The following is a 19,647-nucleotide window of genomic DNA, read 5'->3' on the forward strand; positions in this document are numbered from 1 at the left end:
GTGTCCGGTAGCTTCTTGCGAACCGACCACAAGGGATGCCATGGGCCAGCCGCCAGCTTCGCCCGGAAAATCTTAAGGACGTAACGATGGAAAATATCGCACTCGCCGAACCGGGCGCGCAATTGTCGATTTGGGCCTTGTTCATGCAGGCCAGCTGGGTGGTCAAGCTGGTCATGATCGGGCTGCTCTGCGCCTCGGTGTGGACCTGGGCGATCATCGTCGACAAGCTGGTTGCCTATGGCCGCATGCGCCTGGCGCTGAACCGCTTCGAGCAGGTTTTCTGGTCCGGGCAGTCGCTGGAGGAGCTCTATCGCACCCTTGCCGACCGCAAGACGACAGGCATGGGCGCCATCTTCGTCGCCGCCATGCGCGAATGGAAGAAGAGTTTCGAGAAAGGCGCCAAGTCGCCGCTCGGCCTGCAGACCCGCATCGACAAGGCCATGGACCTGGCGCTGACCCGTGAGATGGAAAAGCTGGAGGGCCGCCTCGGCTTTCTCGCCACCACCGGCTCGGCGGCACCTTTCATCGGCCTGTTCGGCACCGTCATCGGCATCATGACCTCGTTCCAGGCCATCGCCGGCTCAAAGAACACCAGTCTCGCGGTGGTCGCGCCCGGCATCGCCGAGGCGCTGCTGGCGACGGCCATCGGCCTGCTCGCCGCCATTCCGGCGGTCATCGCCTATAACAAGCTGTCATCAGATGCGAGCAAGATCGCCGTGCGGATGGAGGGGTTCTCCGACGAGTTCTCCGCCATACTCTCGCGCCAAATCGATGAAAAAGTCGCGCCGAAGGCCTGAGGGACGATCATGGGAATGTCTGTAGGCGCAGGTGGTGGACGTGGCGGCAGGGGTCATCGACGGCGCGGCCGTCACCATGCATTGATGTCGGAGATCAACGTCACGCCGATGGTCGACGTGATGCTGGTGCTGCTGATCATCTTCATGGTCGCCGCACCGATGCTGACGGTCGGCGTGCCGATCGACCTGCCCGACACGCAGGCCAAGGCGATGAATGCCGACACCCAGCCGATCACCGTGTCGATCGATGCGACCGGCAAGATCTTCCTGCAGGAAACCGAGATTCCGATCGAGGAGCTGGTGGCCAAGCTGCAGGCGATCTCGAAGACCGGCTATGAAGAGCGCATCTTCATCCGGGGCGACAAGTCGACCGACTACGGCACGGCGATGAAGGTGATGGCCCGCATTTCGGCCGCTGGCTACAAGAACATCGGCCTGGTTTCAATGCAGGAACAGGATCAATAGACGCACGATGAGGACCGGCCTCACCACATCGGTGATCTTGCACACGGCGGTGCTGGCCTTCGGCCTGTTCACGCTGTCGGCGCCGGCCGCGCTTCCGTCCGCCGATGTCGAGTCCGTCGCGGTCGATATCGTGCCGATGGAAGCCATTGCGCAGACCCTGCAGGGCGACAAGAAGGCCGTGATGCATGAAAAGCCGGCGCCGTTGCCGACGCAGCGTCCCGATATCGTGCCGAATGCACAGAAGGTCGGCGAAAACAGCGTCGACACCGACAAGCCGATAACGCCTGAAGCCAAGCCGAAACCCGTCGACACGACCTCGGCTCCGGCGCCCGCGCCGACCCCGAAGGAAATCCCGAAGACCGAGGACGTGCCGAAGCCGCAGGAAAAGCCCAAGCCCATTCCGGCGACGGAAGTGGCGCCAGCGCCGACGCCCAAGGAAGAGGTCAAGCCTGAGCCGGTCAAGCAGACCGAGCCGAAGCCCACTCCGGCAAAGCCCGCGCCGACACCGCCGCCGCAGGACAAGACCGCCGCCATCGATCCGACGCCCGAGGTCAAGCCCGACGCCGTCGCCGAGGCCATAGCCAAGGACCCGCCCACCGAGGAGACGCAGTTGCCGAATTCGGCGCCCGCGCCGGAGGCCCGGCCGAAGCCGCAGCCGGCACAGGCCGAAAGCGCCAAGGCGCCTGAACGCAAGGATGCCGACAAGCCGGTCAAGGAAGCCTCGTCCAAGCCAAAGTCGGACGACAAGCAGTTCAACGCCAACGAGATTTCGGCGCTGCTCGACAAGCAGAAGCCGTCCGGCGGCGGCGCCAAGCGCTCGACGCAGCAAGCGTCGCTCGGCGGCGACAAGGATCAGGGCCAGAAGCTGTCGAAGTCGGAGCAGGGCGCCCTGGAAAGCCAGCTCGGCGGTTGCTGGACCTTGCCGGCCGGGCTTGAAGGTTCGGAGAATTTCGTCGTCGTCGTCCGTTTCAACCTGAACAACTCCGGCAAGCTCGACGGCCGTCCTTCCGTTGAAACGTCGAGCGGCAACAGGCAGTTCGACGAGAGCGCGGTGCGCGCGGTTCAGAAATGCGACATGGCCGGCCTGCAAGTTCCCGCCGGCAAGCAGGACATCTGGAACGACATCCGGGTCACATTCGACCCAAGGGAGATGCTCGGCCTCTAGGCCCTGATATCCGAAGATCAGTATGAGAAGCGAGAAGACATGAAATCAATCCTCAAGCCGCTCCTGACGATTGCAGCCATGGCGCTGGGCATGACGGCCATCGTTCCGATGCCTGCCTGGGCGCTGGTCGAACTCAACGTCAACAAGGGCAATGTCGAGCCGTTGCCGATCGCCATCACCGATTTCCAGGGCGGCGACGCACTTGGCGCGCAGATTTCCCAGATCGTCACCGCCGACTTGAAGCGCTCCGGCCTGTTCGCGCCGATCGACAAGAGCGCCTTCATCGAGAAGATCGCCAATCCGGACGCAACCCCCCGCTTCGACGACTGGAAGGTGATCAATGCGCAGGCTCTGGTCACCGGCAGCGTCAGCAAGGAAGCAGACGGCCGCATCCGCGCCCAGTACCGGCTGTGGGACACATTCGCGGGGCAGCAGATGGCCGGCGAGCAGTTCTTCGCCAACGACGCCAATCAGCGCCGCGTCGCCCACATCATCGCCGACGCCATCTATGAACGGCTGACCGGCGAGAAGGGCTATTTCGACACGCGTGTCGTGTTCATCGACGAGTCCGGCGCCAAGAACGCGCGCAAGAAGCGCCTCGCCATCATGGACCAGGACGGCGCCAACGTCCGCTACCTTTCGGACGGCAGGTCGATCGTGCTGACGCCGCGCTTCTCGCCGAACCGGCAGGAAATCACCTACATGTCCTATGAGAGCGGCCAGCCCAGGGTCTATCTCCTGCAGATCGAGACCGGGCAGCGTGAGCTGGTCGGCAATTTTCCAGGCATGACCTTTGCACCGCGCTTCTCGCCCGACGGCCAGAAGGTGATCATGAGCCTGCTGCGCGACGACGGCAATTCCAACATCTTCGCCATGGACCTGCGCAGCCGTTCGACGACGCGGCTGACCAACTCGACCGCCATCGACACCTCGCCTTCCTACTCGCCCGACGGCAGCAAGGTGGTGTTCACCTCCGACCGTGGCGGTCGCGCGCAGATCTACGTCATGGGCGCCGACGGATCGGGCCAGACCCGCATCTCGTTCGGCGACGGCGTCTATTCGACGCCGGTGTGGTCGCCGCGCGGCGACCTCATCGCCTTCACCAAGCAGAGCGGCGGCGAATTCCAGATCGGCGTCATGAAGACCGACGGCTCGGGCGAGCGCATACTGTCGTCCGGCTTCCAGCAGGAAGGCCCGACCTGGGCGCCGAACGGCCGCGTGCTGATGTTCTTCCGCGACGCCAATGGCGGCCCGAAACTGGTTTCCGTCGATCTCACCGGCCGCAACGAGCAGCCGATCCCGACGACGAACTTTGCTTCGGATCCGGCCTGGTCGCCGCTGCTGGAATAGAACGGGAATTGGCGAACTGAAGAATTGAAGAGATGGTGAAAGCAGAGGGCTACGTTAAGCGAGCAAAGGATCTAGAGGTCTACAAGCGCGCTTGCGTGGTCTCTCTGGCGGTTCACAAGGCCACCCTCGCTTTTCCCAAGATAGAGCAATACGCGCTGGCCGATCAGTTGCGGCGTTCCAGCAAAGGGATTTGCGCCAATCTGGCCGAGGGATTTGCCAAACAGACCCACTCCAAAGCTGAATTTGCCCGGTTCATTTCGATGGCCATAGGATCGTGCAGTGAAGTGGAGACGTGGATTTCATACGCGTTCGATCTCGAATACATCTCGCAGGCGCAACGGGACGAGTGGCTACAATCGTATGGCCAGGTGTACGGAATGCTGGTGAACCTCAGAGTGAAGCTAGGGTGAACATCCTTCTTCAATTCTTCAGTTCTCCAACTCTTCAATTCCCCCTTACATTCCCCTTTTCCATGCCTTCGTCGCGTTTTGGCCGCATTTCCGCCTAGGGTCCGCGCCAACTGTGGCCTATGACAAAACAGCTGCGGACGGGCAGCCTAAACCAAATTTTAACCGTGTTTCTTGAATGCCGGTTAACCCAAACGTGGTTACTGGGTGATCAACGAAATCACTCGAAACATGATCACTCGAATACGAAGGAGAGGCGGCATGGGCCGTATCGCAGCACTGACCAGAAACCCGGCCATGATCGCGCTGGTGGCGATGCTCGCCATCACCGGTTGCGCTTCGAAGAAGACGCCGAACAGCGCCGCTGACCTTGGCCTCAATGGCGCGGGTGCCGCAACACCCGGCTCGGCACAGGACTTCACCGTCAACATCGGCGACCGTATCTTCTTCGATACGGACTCGACCTCGATCCGTGCCGACGCACAGACGACGCTGTCGCGCCAGGCACAGTGGCTGAACCAGTACAAGCAGTATGCCATCGTCGTCGAAGGCCATGCCGACGAACGCGGCACGCGCGAATACAATCTGGCGCTCGGTGCCCGCCGTGCCGCCGCCACGCGCGACTTCCTGGTTTCCAAGGGCGTTTCGGCGAGCCGTCTCAAGACGATTTCCTACGGCAAGGAACGTCCGGTCGCCGTATGCGACGACATCTCCTGTTGGTCGCAGAACCGCCGCGCCGTCACCACGCTCAGCGGCGCTGGTTCCTGAGGCGTCGCGCGCCGAAAGGCGCGCACGGCACAGATGGCAAAAATACAACACATCTTTGCGAAAGGCGGTCCTCGGGCCGCCTTTTTCATATCCTGACACCCGAAACAAAATTTGGCCGAAGTCTCGCGCCCTGCTATGAGCCGAGGGCGCTTGGCTGGTCTCACATCGATTGGAAGGCGCGAACAAGCTAACGATTGGACGGCGAGAGACACATGCATTTGAGATCGGTTCTGAGCGGCACGCTGGCGCTGCTGCTCCTATCAGGCGTAACCGCTTCGGCGAGCGGTACAGGGCAATCAGCCGAGACCGGCTTTTCCTTCCATCTGCCGACACTCGAGTTGCCCAGCCTTTTCGGCGAGAAGAAAAAGCAAGATCAGGTCCAACTCGCTCAGTCGAGCGGCGCCGGCGTGACCGGGCTCGAGGACCAAATGCGGCAACTGACCGGCAAGGTCGAGGAACTCAATTTCCAGATCCTGCAGATGCAGGAGCAGATCCGCAAACAGCAGGAAGACAACGAGTTCCGCTTCCAGCAGCTTGAAGGCGGCTCGCAAGGTGGACAACCGCCGGCGCAGAAGAAATCAGATGCCACCACCGGGACCAACACCGACGTGGCCTCGGCCCCGGCAACCCAGGCGCCGGCCGATGCCGGGGCCGCGCCCGGCGGCGATCAATCCACAGGCGGCAAGACGGTCGAGGACGTCATCGTCGAGTCACCCGACGGTGACCCCGGCAAGGTGATCCCCGGCAAGGGAGCGCCCGAAAAGACCTTTGGGTCCATCACTGTCGACAAGAACGGCAATGTGATCGATGCCGGCGGCAGCACGCAGGCAACCGCGCCGGCACAGGACACGGCACCAGCCGCCAGCGCGCCGGCCAAAGCCGGCAAGTCCGGCGGCACGGTGGTCGCGGCGCTGCCCGCGACCAACAATCCCGAAGAGCTCTATCGCAACTCCTACCAGTTCATCCTGTCGGGTGACTACGGCACCGCCGAACAGGGTTTCCGCGATCATATCTCGCGCTTCCCCAAGGACGCGAAGGCGGCGGACGCGCATTACTGGCTGGGGGAATCGCTGCTTGGCCAGCAGAAATACCGCGATGCGGCGGAAGTGTTCCTCGCCGCCAGCAAGGATTATCCCAAAGCCAAGAAGGCGCCCGACATGCTGTTGAAGCTGGGCGTGTCGCTGGTCGGTCTCAAGCAGCACGATGTTGCCTGCGCCACCTTCAGCGAGGTCGGCAAGCGCTATCCCGATATTTCCAGCACACTCAAGGAACGCGTCAAGCAGGAGAAGGCCCTGGCTGCGTGCTGATTTTTTCTGGGGGTCTCGCAGTCCCAAAACCGGGACCGCTTTTTGGCGACATGGATTGATGCTCGATACCGGGCCTGATCTTTCGACCGGACTCTTTTCGCATATCGATTTTTCCAACGGCGCCGTAGCGGCCGTATCCGGGGGCAGCGACTCGACTGCGCTCCTTCTCCTTCTCAAACAGCATCTCGACAAAACCGCACCGTCCGCGAAGCTGCTCGCGGTCACAATCGACCACGGCTTGCGGCAAGGTTCGGCCGATGAGGCGCGGACCGTGGCGAAGCTTTGCGCGGATCGCGGCATGGCGCACCGCATTCTGGCCTGGTCCGGCGCCAAGCCGTCGACCGGCCTGCCGGCGGCGGCGCGCGAGGCGCGCTACCAGCTGCTGGCCAGCGCCGCCCGGGCGGAAGGCATCGGCCTGATCGTGACCGGACATACAGCGGACGACCAGGCCGAGACGGTGCTGATGCGGCGCGATCGCAACGATGCGATCCGCGACGAGGGGCGGGGCCTCGCCGGCATGGCGCCCGCCACCCTGCATGACTGGCGCGACTGGATCGTGCGACCGCTTCTCGGCGTGCGGCGCCATGCGCTGCGCGATTTCCTGGGGCGCCAACAGGTCGGCTGGGCCGAGGACCCGACCAATGCCGATGAAGCCTTCGAGCGGCCGCGCATGCGCGCAGCCCTTGCCGGGGAGGCCGGCGCGCAGCGCGTGAACGACGCGCTGGCGTTGGCCGCGCGGCAGGCCGGCGACCGGACGCGGCTTGGCGGTGAGGCCGCCCGTCTGATCGAGCGCTTTGCCAGCCAGCCGGCGGCGGGCCTCATCCGGCTCGATCCGGCCCTGCTCGGCGCCGGCGCCGATCGGGCGGCGATATACGCACTGCGCGTTCTCCTGGCGACGTCAGGCGGGATTGCCTTCCTGCCGGACCAGGCCCGCGGCGAGGCGTTGTTCGCCCGGCTGAAAGCCGGATTTCTTTGCGCCACATTGTCGCGGACAGTGGTCGACTTCCGGCGCGCCGGCATCTTCCTGCGTCGGGAGATGCGCGATTTGCCGGCGGCGGCGGCAACGATCGACGGCGCCATCTGGGATGGGCGCCGCCAAATCACATTGAACGACGCCGGCGGCGCATTGTTGATCGCGCCATTCGGGGCAATGGCGGCGAAGCGGCTGGCTGTAGGCCGGGACGAAACCCCGCCAAGCCTGCTGCGTGCGGCATTGGCGACGGAACCAGGCTGGCTGCAAGCCGCCGAGAAGGTGGGTCCGGAGCCTGATTGGCCGGCATCTCAAGGGTTCGCGGCCTCGCCGGTCGTTGCTCCCTTTGCCCGCTTCCTGCCGTCCTTCGACCTGGCCCCGGCGCGCGCCGTCGCCGGGTTGATCGGCGCGGCGCCGCTTCCCGCCCTGCCATTGCGTGGCCCTAGTGCCGGTTGATGCTGGGCGAAAGCTTAACCCAGACATGCTGTTCTGCTTGGCAAGGGGGTACGCTCTCCCTATGTTAGGCCCAAGTTTCCTCTCATGATGCTGTCCGCTCGCGGACGCCAACGGGACAATTGATGAATCCGAACTATCGCAACCTCGCGCTCTGGGCGATCATAGCGGTCCTGCTCATCGCCCTCTTCAATCTGTTCCAGACGCCGCAGACGCGCGGGGCTTCGAGCGATGTGCCTTATTCGCAGTTCCTGCAGGATGTCGCGGCCGGCCGGGTCAAGACGGTGACCATCGCGGGCGCCCGCATCACCGGCAACTACACCGACAATTCCAGCGGCTTCCAGACCTATTCGCCCGGCGATCCCCAGCTGGTCTCGCGGCTGCAGGACAAGAACGTCACCATCAATGCGCGGCCCGAGACCGACGGCTCCAATTCGCTGTTCGGCTATCTGATCTCGTGGCTGCCGATGATCCTGATCCTCGGCGTGTGGATATTCTTCATGCGCCAGATGCAGTCCGGCTCCGGGCGCGCCATGGGCTTCGGCAAGTCGAAGGCCAAGCTGCTTACCGAGGCGCATGGCCGCGTCACCTTCCAGGACGTCGCCGGCGTCGACGAGGCCAAGGAAGACCTCGAAGAGATCGTCGAATTCCTGCGCGATCCGCAGAAGTTCCAGCGCCTCGGCGGCAAGATTCCGCGCGGCGTGCTGCTGGTCGGCCCTCCCGGCACCGGCAAGACGCTGCTTGCCCGTTCGGTCGCCGGTGAAGCCAACGTGCCGTTCTTTACCATTTCGGGTTCGGATTTCGTCGAGATGTTCGTCGGCGTCGGCGCATCCCGTGTCCGCGACATGTTCGACCAGGCCAAGAAGAATGCGCCCTGCATCATCTTCATCGACGAAATCGACGCCGTCGGCCGCCATCGCGGTGCCGGCCTCGGCGGTGGCAATGACGAGCGCGAGCAGACGCTGAACCAGCTGCTCGTCGAGATGGACGGCTTCGAGTCCAACGAAAGCATCATCCTGATCGCCGCCACCAACCGGCCCGACGTGCTCGATCCGGCGTTGCTGCGTCCAGGCCGTTTCGACCGCCAGGTGGTGGTGCCGAACCCAGACATCGTCGGCCGCGAGAAGATCCTCAAGGTGCATGTGCGCAACGTGCCGCTGGCGCCCAATGTCGACCTCAAGGTCGTCGCCCGTGGTACGCCCGGCTTCTCCGGCGCCGACCTGATGAACCTGGTCAACGAATCCGCGCTGATGGCGGCGCGGCGCAACAAGCGCCTCGTCACCATGGCCGAGTTCGAGGACGCCAAGGACAAGATCATGATGGGCGCCGAGCGCCGCTCGTCGGCCATGACCCAGGCCGAGAAGGAACTGACCGCCTATCACGAGGCCGGACACGCCATCCTGGCGCTCAACGTGCCGTCGGCTGATCCGCTGCACAAGGCGACCATCATCCCGCGCGGCCGCGCGCTCGGCATGGTCATGCAGTTGCCGGAAGGCGACCGCTATTCCATGAGCTACAAATACATGGTCTCGCGCCTCGCCATCATGATGGGCGGCCGCGTTGCCGAGGAGTTCAAGTTCGGCAAGGAGAACATCACGTCCGGTGCTTCCTCCGACATCGAGCAGGCGACCAAGCTGGCGCGCGCCATGGTCACGCGCTGGGGCTTCTCCGACAAGCTCGGCCATGTCGCCTATGGCGACAACCAGGAGGAAGTGTTCCTCGGCCATTCGGTGGCGCGCACGCAGAACATCTCGGAAGAGACCGCGCAGATCATCGACGGCGAAGTGCGCCGCCTGATCGACGAGGCCTATTCGACGGCGAAGTCGGTGCTGACCAAGAAGAAGAAGGAATGGATCGCGCTGGCGCAGGGCCTGCTCGAATACGAGACGCTGTCGGGCGAGGAGATCAAGCAGCTGATCGCGGGCAACAAGCCCTCGCGCGACCTCGGCGACGACACGCCGCCGAGCCGTGGCTCGGCCGTGCCGAAGTCCGGCGGCCGCCGCAAGAAGGGTCCCGAGCCCGAAGGCGGCATGGAGCCACAGCCGTCAAGCTAGACCAGAGCGGTTCACCGTTTCACGGAACGCAGAACCGCTCTGTTCTTTGACGCTATCCCCGACGCGCTTTAAGTCTTTGCTTCTAAGTATGTCGTCGCCCCCAAACCACCTTTGGGCGACATCGCATCAGGAGGCTGGCCGGACGTACATTTGGAACGTCAACCTCGGGCTAGCCCGAGGTCCAGATGTCGCCCGACAGCAGATCCTCGGGACAGCCTGAGGATAACGGCCACGTCTGCGGGAAAAACGGTGAACCGCTTTCCGCCGTTATCGCTTTTTATGATTCAGCTTTCAGCCGCGCATTGCACAGGCTGTAATAACCACCGCCCTTCTGGATCCAGCGAAGGCCGTTCAACGTACCTGCCTCCTTGTTGCCATGGTAACCCTGCAGGCAGGTCTTCATCCGTGCCTTCGCGGGCTTTTCGGTCTCGAACTCGGCGGCGAGGGTGGTCGGGAATGTTACGCCCGCTGGCGCTACGGTGGGGGCAAGTGCCGCGCTGGTTTCCTTTTTCGGCTGCGGTGCGGTTTCGACCTTATCCGCGCTGACACTCTCCGCAGCCGACGTCGCGCATTTCTCCTTGCGGAAAGCGGCCCAGTCCATGCCATTCAGAGTGCCGCTCTCCTTGGCTGTCCGATAGGTCTCGCCACATTCCTTCATCGTCAATGCGCTTGCAGGGGCGACGCCGCAAGCAACCAATGCCGTCACAGCCAATACCGCCAATTTTAAACTGGGCATAAGATCCTCCTGGTTGATGACAAGTTCAGACGTCTTTTGTATACTGTTTGTTCCTTATATGTTCAATCAGAATTTTCATGAGTTACCAATCAGCCTCGCGGCGAGAGTGTAAGCGAATTGATGATGCAGGCAGCTTCCGCGATATGCAGACGCGAGCAAGACCCTGGCGTCTTCGTGCGCAACAAAAGGCCCGCGAAGCAGATGCATCGCGGGCCTTTGCCTGGCCTTGCCAGATTTCATCTAATTCAATTCACCGTCATGCCCCATCGATCCCGGGGGGATGCTATGCGCGGCTCAGCCCTTCAGCTTGGCATTGCAGAGGCTGTAGAAGCCGCCGCCCTTCTGGATCCACTTCAGACCGCCGAGTGCGTTGGCGTCCTTGAGGACATAGTACTGGTCAAGGCAGGTATGCATGCGGCCTTTTCCGGGGGTCTCGCTGGCATATTTCGCCGAGATCGCGGACGGGAAGGTGACGCCCTTGGGGGCAACCGTCGTCGGCTTTGCGGGTTCCTTGGTGTAGCTCGCCTCGCTTGGAGCGGGCACGCTGTCGTCATCCGAGGCACTGGCGCCGCATTCGGCCTTGCGGAAGTCGTTCCACTTCATGCCCTTCAGCGTGTTCGCCGTCTTGGCAGCCTGGTACTTGGTGCTGCATTCGGCCATGCTCAGGCCCTTGCCGGAAGCTGCGGCCGTCGTGGTCGCAGCCTTGGTGGTCGCCGGCTTGACGGTGTCGGCGGCGGCGGATGCGCCAGCGGCGCATTCGGCCTTGCGGAAGTCGTTCCACTTCATGCCGTTCAATGTGCCGGCGGCCTTGGCCGCCTGGTACTTGGTGCTGCATTCCTTGGCGGTCAGGCCCTTGGCCGTGCTGTCGCTGGCCGCTGCGGCGGCCTTGGTGGTCTTGGCCGGCTTGGCTTCGGCCGGCTTGGTTTCAGCAGCCTTGGTCGTGGCCGCCTTGGTGTCGGTGGTGGCGGCGGCGTCAGTGCCGCACTGTGCCTTGCGGAACTGGTTCCAGGTCGCCCCGGCAAGTGTCCCAGCGTCCTTGGCGGCGTTGTACTTCGTGCTGCACTCGGCCATCGTCAGCGCGTTGGCTGGCGCGGCCAGGAACAACGTCGCGACCGCAAGGCCGGTCAGAGTAGCAATTCGGTGGATGAGCATAGCGTTTCTCCGTGGCTGCAGCCCATTATACGTCCCAGCGAATCAATAACGCTCAACGGTCGGTTGCGCCAGATGCCAGGCGGCTTATATATCGCCGAAATCGCTTTCTAACGACAAGGTGATGAAATCATTCGGCCTGACTGCCGCCGAGGCAAGAATTCTCGGGATGTATCCGCGCCGAATGGCTGGCAAAACTGGTATATGTGACGCCACAGCGTCTCCGTGCTAGGCTGCGGCCATGTTGTGTGCAACGCACAACAATGATTTTCTAAGGATTGGTAACATATAATCACACAATGTGATCGAGGCGCGACGGCCAATTGTGGCATGACGTGTCGGCTAAGGACAACCAAGGAAACTGACTGGCATGGCAGGGAATTACTTCGGCACGGACGGCATTCGCGGGCGCGCCAACAAGTTTCCGATGACCGCGGAAATCGCCATGCGGGTCGGCATGGCCGCCGGCCTTTCGTTCCAGCGCGGCAGCCATCGCCATCGTGTCGTGCTCGGCAAGGACACCAGGCTGTCCGGCTATATGATCGAAAACGCGATGGTGGCCGGCCTTTGCGCCGCCGGCATGGACGTGTTTCTGCTCGGCCCGATCCCGACCCCGGCGGTTGCCATGCTGGTGCGCTCGCTGCGCGCCGACATTGGCGTCATGATCTCGGCCTCTCACAATCCCTACTACGACAACGGCATCAAGCTGTTCGGCCCAGACGGCTACAAGCTGTCCGACGAGATCGAAGAGCGCATCGAGAGCATGCTCGACAAGGATATCGAACTGGCGCTCGCCGATTCCGACGGGCTTGGCCGCGCCAAGCGCGTCGACGGCGTGCATGACCGTTACATCGAATTCGCCAAGCGCACCTTGCCGCGCTCGATGTCGCTTTCGGGTCTGCGGATCGTCGTCGACTGTGCCAATGGCGCGGCCTACAAGGTGGCGCCCGAGGCGCTGTGGGAACTGGGCGCCGAAGTCGTGGCCATCAATGTCGAACCCAATGGCTTCAACATCAACAAGGAATGCGGCTCGACCCATCCCGCCGATCTGCAGAAAAAGGTGCACGAAGTGCGCGCCGACATCGGCATCGCGCTTGATGGCGATGCGGACCGGGTCGTCATCGTCGACGAGAACGGCGCCATCGTCGACGGCGACCAGATCATGGCGCTGATTGCCGAGTCCTGGCACCAGAGCGGGCGGCTGGCTGGCGGTGGCGTCGTTTCGACGGTCATGTCCAATCTCGGCCTCGAGCGCTTTCTCGGCGACATGAAGCTGCAATTGCATCGCACCAAGGTCGGTGACCGCTATGTCGTGGAGCATATGCGCGCGCATGGGCTCAATGTCGGTGGTGAGCAGTCGGGCCACATCGTGCTGTCCGACTTCTCGACCACCGGCGACGGGCTGGTCTCGGCACTGCAGGTGCTGGCCTGCATCAAGCGGCAAGGCCGCCCGGTCAGCGAACTGTCGAAGAAGTTCGAGCCGGTGCCGCAACTGCTGAAGAACGTTCGCATCGCCGGCGGAAAACCGTTGGAGGAAGCCCCGGTCAAGGCCGCGATCGAGGACGCCCGCCATCGTCTCGGCAAGGCCGGGCGGCTGGTCATCCGTCCATCCGGCACCGAGCCGCTGATCCGTGTGATGGCCGAGGGCGACGATCCGCAACTGGTCGAGGCCGTCGTCAACGACATCGTCGGGGTCATCTCGGAAACCCGCAGCAGCGCCGCCTGATCCCCGCCAGCCTCGAAGGCGTCACGCCGCCGCCTTCATTGCATCGAAGCCCGCCCCTCCGGCGGGCTTTTTTGTTGGCAAAGGATCGGTCTCTTTCTGTCGAAATCCTTGCCAGATCTCCGGGATTCTGGAGATTCGTGGTTAATCGACAGGGTTAAACGCCTTTTAACTTTTGCAATTCATTATCCACGCCTGAAAGCCAATCTTATTCGGACGCGATCGCCGTTCCGAGGTTTCTAGGGGTGACAAGCATGTTCAATACAGCAAGAAAGGCCCTGTTCGCGCTGCTGTTCGCGGGCTTGGCCTGGCCGGTGTTCGCAGCTGACCTGCCCGAGCCGCAGGTCGAAGAAGCGCCGCCGCCGGTTTATGAGCAACCGGTCGATGTCGGCGGCTGGTATATCCGTGGCGACCTCGACTATCACAAGTCGAAGGTCGGTGACATCGACTACATCACCTACGGCGCCGCGCCTTGCCCGTGCGGGCCTCCTGTCGGGGTCGCCGGGAGCAAGTCCTTCGACTATGGCAAGCTCAAGGGCGGCTTCTCGCTTGGCGGCGGCGTCGGCTACAAGATCAATGAACACTTCCGCACCGACCTGACCGCCGACTACTGGTTCAAGTCGAACTTCAACGGCGGCACCTCGGATCTCACCACGGTCTCGGTCGAGTCGTCGAAGATGAGCGCCTTGCTGCTTCTGGCAAATGCCTATGTCGATATCGGCACCTGGCACGGCATCACGCCCTATGTCGGCGCCGGTATCGGCGGAGCGCGCGTCAAATGGGATACTGTCTACGACCCGACCCCGGGCGCAACCGAGTCCAACCCCGGAACATCCAGCTGGCGCTTCGCGTACGCGGTAATGGCCGGCGCCTCCTACTGCTTGACCGACAAAGTCATCCTCGATGCTGGTTACCGTTTCTCCCATATTCAAGGCGGTCGCATGTTCGAGTATGGTCCAGCCGGCGCCACGCCGGGCGCCGGGCCGGGCTTCGATCACGGCTTCAACACCCACGAGGTGCGCGGCGGTCTGCGTTACCAGTTCGGCGGCAACAACGGTTGCGCCGCGCCGGTGGTGGCCTATCAGCCGGAGCCCGAGCCGATCTACACCAAGTAATCGCTTCGAAGTTTCCAGGAATTCGTCGACCGCCCGGCATCAGCCGGGCGGTTTTCGTTTGAGATGAGCCGAGGTCAGCCCGTTCGAAATCAATTCGCTAACCCTCTGTTAGCCTTAACCGGCACTTAACCACTATGGTTAACAATGGCTCATGAAACGTTGGCCGCCGTTGCTTGTTTGACGGCGCCGAATTCGGGAGCCGGGGACCATGATATCAATATCGCGTATGGCGCTGGCGCTTGCCGCACTGCTGTTGCCGCTGACGCCTGCAATCGCCGCCGACTACGATCCGCCGATCTATGTCGACCAGGCGCCGGATTATGTGCCGGTCGAGGTCGGCTCCGGCTGGTACCTGCGCGGCGATGTTTCCTATCTGGCGCAGAAGAGCTTCAAGAATGGGGATTTCACCTTCCCGTCGGCGATCAACAACGAAAACTTTAGCGAGAGCGAAGATGCAATTTTTGCGAGCGTCGGCTTCGGATATCATTTCAACGATTACCTCCGCGCCGATCTCAACTTCGGCTATTTGCCGGGTAACAAGGCAAGCTTCGGCTATGACGATACTGCTACCGCACCGGCTGGAACGTCGATCGTGGGATCGGGAAACCTGAAGAACTATGCGTTCTCAGGCATACTCAATGGCTATGTTGACCTTGGCACCTATGTTGGAATCACACCGTATGTCGGTGCGGGTGTCGGCGTCGTCGTGAGCAAACGCAGCCTCTCCGCCAGCTATGCCGACGAGGCCACCCCCGCCAACGATTTCACGCTTGATGACAGCAAGACGCAGTATTCCCTCGCCTATACGCTGAATGCCGGTCTTGCGTATCAAGTGTCCAAGAATGTTTCCGTCGATCTCGGCTATCAGTATTTTTCCGCGCCTAGCGTCGAATACGCGACCGCCGCGAGCCTGACTTCCTTTCCGGTCGAGAAAGGGATCAGCAATCACCAGATCAAGCTCGGGCTGCGCTACGATCTCTGGTAGACTTGGGCACACCAGCTCTTGACGGCGGATCCCTGTGGTCCGCCGTTTGCGTTTGAAGTCACGCGATCCTGATCGCGGAGCCTCCTGTTTGATGCATGTCGTAGCCCCAAAACCGCCGCGCACTTTTCGGCGACATGCATCCGGTATCCCGGCAGCGACAAAAACTTTCCTCTTGACGCCCGAAGCCTGAACGCATATCGCCGTCCGTGGGCCACCCCTCCCCAACGAGGGGCCACTATCTGGAAGGATAGACCACGATGACGACGCTTACGAAGCCCGGACTCCGTCCGGCAAATCCCAATTTTTCCTCTGGTCCCTGCGCAAAACGTCCCGGCTGGTCGGTCGAGGCGCTGGAAGCTGCCGCGCTCGGCCGTTCCCACCGCGCCAAGATCGGCAAGACCAAGCTCGAACAGGCGATCGCGCTGACCCGCGAAATCCTCCAGGTTCCTGCCGATTACCGCATCGGCATCGTGCCGGCTTCCGACACAGGTGCCGTCGAGATGGCGCTGTGGTCTCTTCTCGGCGAACGCGGCGTCGACATGGTCGCCTGGGAAAGCTTCGGCTCCGGCTGGGTCACCGACGTGGTCAAGCAGCTGAAACTCGCCGATATCAGAAAGATCGAGGCCGGTTATGGCGCGCTGCCTGATCTGACCAAGATCGATTTCGATCGCGACGTGGTCTTCACTTGGAACGGCACGACCTCGGGCGTGCGCGTGCCGGACGGTGACTTCATTCCCGCCGATCGCAAGGGCCTGACCATTTGCGACGCTACTTCAGCGGCCTTCGCGCAAAGGCTCGACTTCGAGAAGCTCGATGTCGTGACCTTCTCCTGGCAGAAGGTGCTGGGCGGCGAGGGTGCGCATGGCATGCTGATCCTGTCGCCGCGTGCCGTAGCGCGGCTGGAGAGCTACAAGCCTTCATGGCCGCTGCCGAAAATCTTCCGCCTGACCTCGGGCGGCAAGCTGATCGAGGGCATTTTCAAGGGCGAAACCATCAACACGCCGTCGATGCTTTGCGTCGAGGATTATCTCGACGCGTTGAACTGGGCTAAGTCGGTCGGCGGCCTCGATGCGCTGATTGCCAGGGCGGATGCCAATGCCGCCGTGCTCGACCGGTTCGTGGAAAGATCATCCTGGCTCGGCCATCTTGCGGTGGCCCCGGCGACACGCTCGAACACGTCGGTCTGTCTGTCCTTCACCGACCCCAATATCGCGGCGCTCGACGCTGATGGACAGGCGGCGTTTGCCAAGGGTCTGGTCTCGACGCTCGACAAGGAAGGCGTCGCCTACGACATCGGTTCTTATCGCGATGCCCCGCCGGGATTGCGCATCTGGTGCGGCGCAACCGTCGAGACCTCCGATCTCGAAGCGCTGCTGCCTTGGCTCGACTGGGCCTTTGCCAGCCAGAAGGCGTCGCTCAAAGCGGCCGCCTGAGAGTTTCCGTGGCGGCCCCGAGGGCCGTCCGTTCCCGGATCAATTTCATTTTCAAGGAGGCCGCCATGGCGCCCCGCGTTCTCGTCTCTGACAAACTCTCTCCCACCGCCGTGCAGATCTTCAAGGATCGCGGCGTCGAGGTCGACTATCTGCCCGACCTCGGCAAGGACAAGGAAAAGCTGCTCGAAGTGATCGGCAAGTATGACGGCCTCGCCATCCGTTCGGCGACCAAGGTCACCGAGAAGCTGATCAACGCGGCCACCAATCTCAAGGTCGTCGGCCGCGCCGGCATCGGCGTCGACAATGTCGATATCCCGGCGGCAAGCCGCAAGGGTATCATCGTGATGAACACGCCCTTCGGCAATTCGATCACGACGGCCGAACACGCCGTGGCGATGATCTTCGCGCTCGCCCGCCAGATCCCGGAAGCCAACGCTTCGACCCATGCCGGCAAATGGGAGAAGAACCGCTTCATGGGCGTCGAGATCACCGGCAAGACGCTGGGCGTCATCGGCTGCGGCAATATCGGTTCGATCGTCGCCACACGCGGCGTCGGGCTGAAGATGCACGTCGTCGCCTTTGATCCGTTCCTGTCGGACAAGCGCGCCGAGGAGCTCGGCGTCGACAAGGTGGAACTGGACGAACTCTTCGCCCGCGCCGACTTCATCACGCTGCACACGCCGTTGACCGATAAGACCCGCAACATCATCGATGCGGCGGCGATCGCCAAGATGAAGAATGGCGTGCGTATCATCAACTGCGCGCGTGGCGGGCTGGTGGTCGAGGCCGACCTGGTCGCGGCGCTGAAGAGCGGCAAGGTGGCAGGCGCCGGCATCGATGTGTTCGAGGTCGAACCGGCGGAGCAGAATGCGCTGTTCGGCATGGAGAACGTGGTGGCGACACCACACCTTGGCGCCTCGACGGCGGAAGCGCAGGAGAATGTCGCGCTGCAGGTCGCCGAGCAGATGGCCGACTACCTGATCAAGGGCGCGGTCTCCAACGCCATCAACATGCCCTCGATCACGGCGGAAGAGGCGCCGCGGCTGAAGCCTTTCGTCAAGCTCGCCGAAGTGCTGGGCGCCTTTGTCGGCCAGGTCACCGAGGATCCGATCAGCGAGGTCGAGATCCTGTTCGACGGCTCGACCGCGACGATGAACACGCGGGCGCTGATCAGTGCCGCCCTGGCCGGACTGATCCGGCCGCAGGTCGCCGACGTCAACATGGTGTCGGCGCCGATCATGGTGAAGGAGCGCGGCATCATCGTCGCCGAAGTCAAGCGCGACAAATCTGGCGTCTTCGACGGTTACATCAAGCTGACCGTCAAGACCGAGCACATGACGCGCTCGATCGCCGGTACCTGCTTTTCGGACGGCAAGCCGCGCTTCATTCAGATCAAGGGCATCAATCTCGACGCCGAGGTCGGCCAACACATGCTGTATACGACCAATGCCGATGCGCCCGGCATTATCGGCCTGCTCGGCACTGTCTGCGGCGAGAACGACGTCAACATCGCCAACTTCCAGCTCGGCCGCAACCGGCCGGGCGGTGACGCTATCGCACTGCTCTATCTCGACGCCCCGTTCCCGGAGAAAGTGCTGGAGCAGGTGCGCGACCACAAGTCGATCGATTCGGCAAAGCGGCTGCGGTTCGATGTGGGCGGGATCTAGCTCTCCACACCCTCTGAGGTGACAAGCCGTACATCAGACGCCCCGTTTGCCGGCATGCATGCGGGGCGTTTCCACGACCGCTGGCGCCGCCCGACGGTTTGCGGCGTTGCGGGCGCCGCATCCTTGCGTCAAGCTGCTGCAAGATATCCTTTTTAGCCGTCAGTACATTAGCGGATGTAGATAAGCATAAGGTCTGGCCCAATCTAACGATTTTGTGATCTGCTTGACGATCCCGGTTTCTTTTCGCACGCTGCGGTCAATTGACGGATATGATCTAAACTTAACTGAGTTGGTCATGATTTTGCGCGCAATATCCGGCGCGCCTCTGTTGCTGTCGAGGTGCCTTCGATGGATCATCGCAATACTGTCCGACTGAGCCGGCGTCTTTTTCTGTCTTCGGCTGCGATGTTTACAGTGACGGCAACATCGGCAGGTTTTGCCCGATCCTTGTCCGGCTCGCTGCCCTGGGCGCCGCTGTCTTCCGATCCTCCGATGCAGGTGGTGTCCGGCGGCTGGCAGTTCTTCACGCCGCAGGAGGCCGCGCTGGTCGAGGCTATCGTCGACCGCATCATCCCCGCCGACGATCTGTCGATGGGCGGCAAGGAGGCCGGCTGCGCCGTCTATATAGACCGTCAGTTGACGGGCGCGTTCGGAACGTCGAGCCGGCTCTACACAAAAGGACCGTTTCTGCCGGGATTGCCCACGCAGGGCTACCAGGGCGAGGCAAACCCCGGCCAGCGCTACCGCTCCGGCCTCGCCGCCATCGACGCTTTCCTGAAGCAGCGCGATGGCAAGACATTCGCCGAACTCCAGCCGGCCGATCAGGATACGTTCCTGGCCGCGATGGAAGCTGGAAAGGTCGACTTGCCCAATGGAGTCAAGGCTGCCGGCTTCTTCGGACTTCTGCTGCAGAACACGATGGAAGGGTTCTTTGCCGATCCGGTCTATGGAGGCAACAAGGACATGGTGTCGTGGCGCATGCTTGGTTTCCCCGGCGCGCGCTATGACTACCGGGATCACGTCAGCAAGCATAATCAGCCCTATCCGCGGCCGCCCGTCTCGATCGAGGGCAGCCCGGAATGGCTCGTGAAAAGGAGCTGACC

General features: G+C 62.5%; 17 protein-coding genes. 15 read left to right on the forward strand and 2 right to left on the reverse strand.

Annotated elements, in window-relative coordinates; genetic code table 11:
* Positions 1-86: 86 nt before the first annotated feature.
* The 9 genes from tolQ (at position 87) to ftsH (ending at position 9,736) form a co-directional block, all read left to right on the forward strand.
* The gene (gene tolQ, locus FJ950_RS09725) at positions 87-797 is read left to right on the forward strand and encodes a protein TolQ (RefSeq protein ID WP_015315267.1); all 711 of its coding nucleotides are present in this window, start codon (positions 87-89) and stop codon (positions 795-797) included.
* 9 nt (positions 798-806) lie between these two features.
* Positions 807-1,262: a protein TolR gene (gene tolR / locus FJ950_RS09730; protein ID WP_140616639.1), complete on the forward strand. Its 456-nt coding sequence runs from the start codon at positions 807-809 to the stop codon at positions 1,260-1,262.
* Positions 1,263-1,269: 7 nt separating this feature from the next.
* Positions 1,270-2,427, forward strand: a complete 1,158-nt coding sequence (locus FJ950_RS09735) for a TonB family protein (protein WP_015315269.1) — start codon at positions 1,270-1,272, stop codon at positions 2,425-2,427.
* A gap of 78 nt (positions 2,428-2,505) precedes the next feature.
* The gene (tolB, locus tag FJ950_RS09740; protein WP_224531044.1) at positions 2,506-3,777 is read left to right on the forward strand and encodes a Tol-Pal system beta propeller repeat protein TolB; all 1,272 of its coding nucleotides are present in this window, start codon (positions 2,506-2,508) and stop codon (positions 3,775-3,777) included.
* Between the two features lie 32 nt (positions 3,778-3,809).
* Complete coding sequence (locus tag FJ950_RS09745) at positions 3,810-4,187, forward strand: four helix bundle protein (protein ID WP_140616640.1); 378 nt, start codon at positions 3,810-3,812, stop codon at positions 4,185-4,187.
* Between the two features lie 258 nt (positions 4,188-4,445).
* The gene (gene pal / locus FJ950_RS09750; protein ID WP_015315272.1) at positions 4,446-4,952 is read left to right on the forward strand and encodes a peptidoglycan-associated lipoprotein Pal; all 507 of its coding nucleotides are present in this window, start codon (positions 4,446-4,448) and stop codon (positions 4,950-4,952) included.
* Between the two features lie 212 nt (positions 4,953-5,164).
* Positions 5,165-6,259, forward strand: coding sequence for a tol-pal system protein YbgF (gene ybgF / locus FJ950_RS09755; protein ID WP_140616641.1), 1,095 nt, complete (start codon positions 5,165-5,167; stop codon positions 6,257-6,259).
* A 58-nt stretch (positions 6,260-6,317) separates the two neighbouring features.
* Complete coding sequence (gene tilS / locus FJ950_RS09760) at positions 6,318-7,685, forward strand: tRNA lysidine(34) synthetase TilS (RefSeq protein ID WP_140616642.1); 1,368 nt, start codon at positions 6,318-6,320, stop codon at positions 7,683-7,685.
* 122 nt (positions 7,686-7,807) lie between these two features.
* Entirely contained in the window at positions 7,808-9,736 is a 1,929-nt protein-coding gene (ftsH, locus tag FJ950_RS09765) for an ATP-dependent zinc metalloprotease FtsH (protein WP_015315275.1), read from the forward strand.
* 277 nt (positions 9,737-10,013) lie between these two features.
* Here the strand turns inward: ftsH and FJ950_RS09770 are convergent, their stop codons facing one another.
* Both FJ950_RS09770 and FJ950_RS09775 read right to left on the reverse strand, forming a co-directional pair.
* Positions 10,014-10,472, reverse strand: a complete 459-nt coding sequence (locus FJ950_RS09770) for a hypothetical protein (protein WP_015315276.1) — start codon at positions 10,470-10,472, stop codon at positions 10,014-10,016.
* Positions 10,473-10,766: 294 nt separating this feature from the next.
* Positions 10,767-11,624 (reverse strand): hypothetical protein, encoded by an 858-nt coding sequence (locus FJ950_RS09775; RefSeq protein ID WP_015315277.1) that lies wholly within the window; start codon positions 11,622-11,624, stop codon positions 10,767-10,769.
* Positions 11,625-11,991: 367 nt separating this feature from the next.
* On the opposite strand from FJ950_RS09775, the gene glmM reads away from it, so the two are divergent.
* From glmM to FJ950_RS09805, 6 genes are all read left to right on the forward strand, one after another.
* A complete protein-coding gene (glmM, locus tag FJ950_RS09780) occupies positions 11,992-13,347 on the forward strand; it encodes a phosphoglucosamine mutase (protein WP_015315278.1) in 1,356 nt (451 codons plus the stop codon).
* 251 nt (positions 13,348-13,598) lie between these two features.
* A complete protein-coding gene (locus FJ950_RS09785; protein ID WP_015315279.1) occupies positions 13,599-14,459 on the forward strand; it encodes an outer membrane protein in 861 nt (286 codons plus the stop codon).
* 208 nt (positions 14,460-14,667) lie between these two features.
* Entirely contained in the window at positions 14,668-15,444 is a 777-nt protein-coding gene (locus FJ950_RS09790) for an outer membrane beta-barrel protein (protein ID WP_140616643.1), read from the forward strand.
* 257 nt (positions 15,445-15,701) lie between these two features.
* On the forward strand, positions 15,702-16,877 hold the full coding sequence (locus FJ950_RS09795; protein WP_140616644.1) for a phosphoserine transaminase: 1,176 nt from the start codon (positions 15,702-15,704) through the stop codon (positions 16,875-16,877).
* Between the two features lie 65 nt (positions 16,878-16,942).
* The gene (serA, locus tag FJ950_RS09800) at positions 16,943-18,544 is read left to right on the forward strand and encodes a phosphoglycerate dehydrogenase (RefSeq protein ID WP_140616645.1); all 1,602 of its coding nucleotides are present in this window, start codon (positions 16,943-16,945) and stop codon (positions 18,542-18,544) included.
* A 405-nt stretch (positions 18,545-18,949) separates the two neighbouring features.
* Positions 18,950-19,645, forward strand: a complete 696-nt coding sequence (locus tag FJ950_RS09805) for a gluconate 2-dehydrogenase subunit 3 family protein (protein WP_246681299.1) — start codon at positions 18,950-18,952, stop codon at positions 19,643-19,645.
* The last annotated feature ends 2 nt before the right edge of the window (positions 19,646-19,647 follow it).

The organism is Mesorhizobium sp. B2-3-14, assembly GCF_006442175.1.
Taxonomy (GTDB): Bacteria; Pseudomonadota; Alphaproteobacteria; order Rhizobiales; family Rhizobiaceae; genus Mesorhizobium; species Mesorhizobium australicum.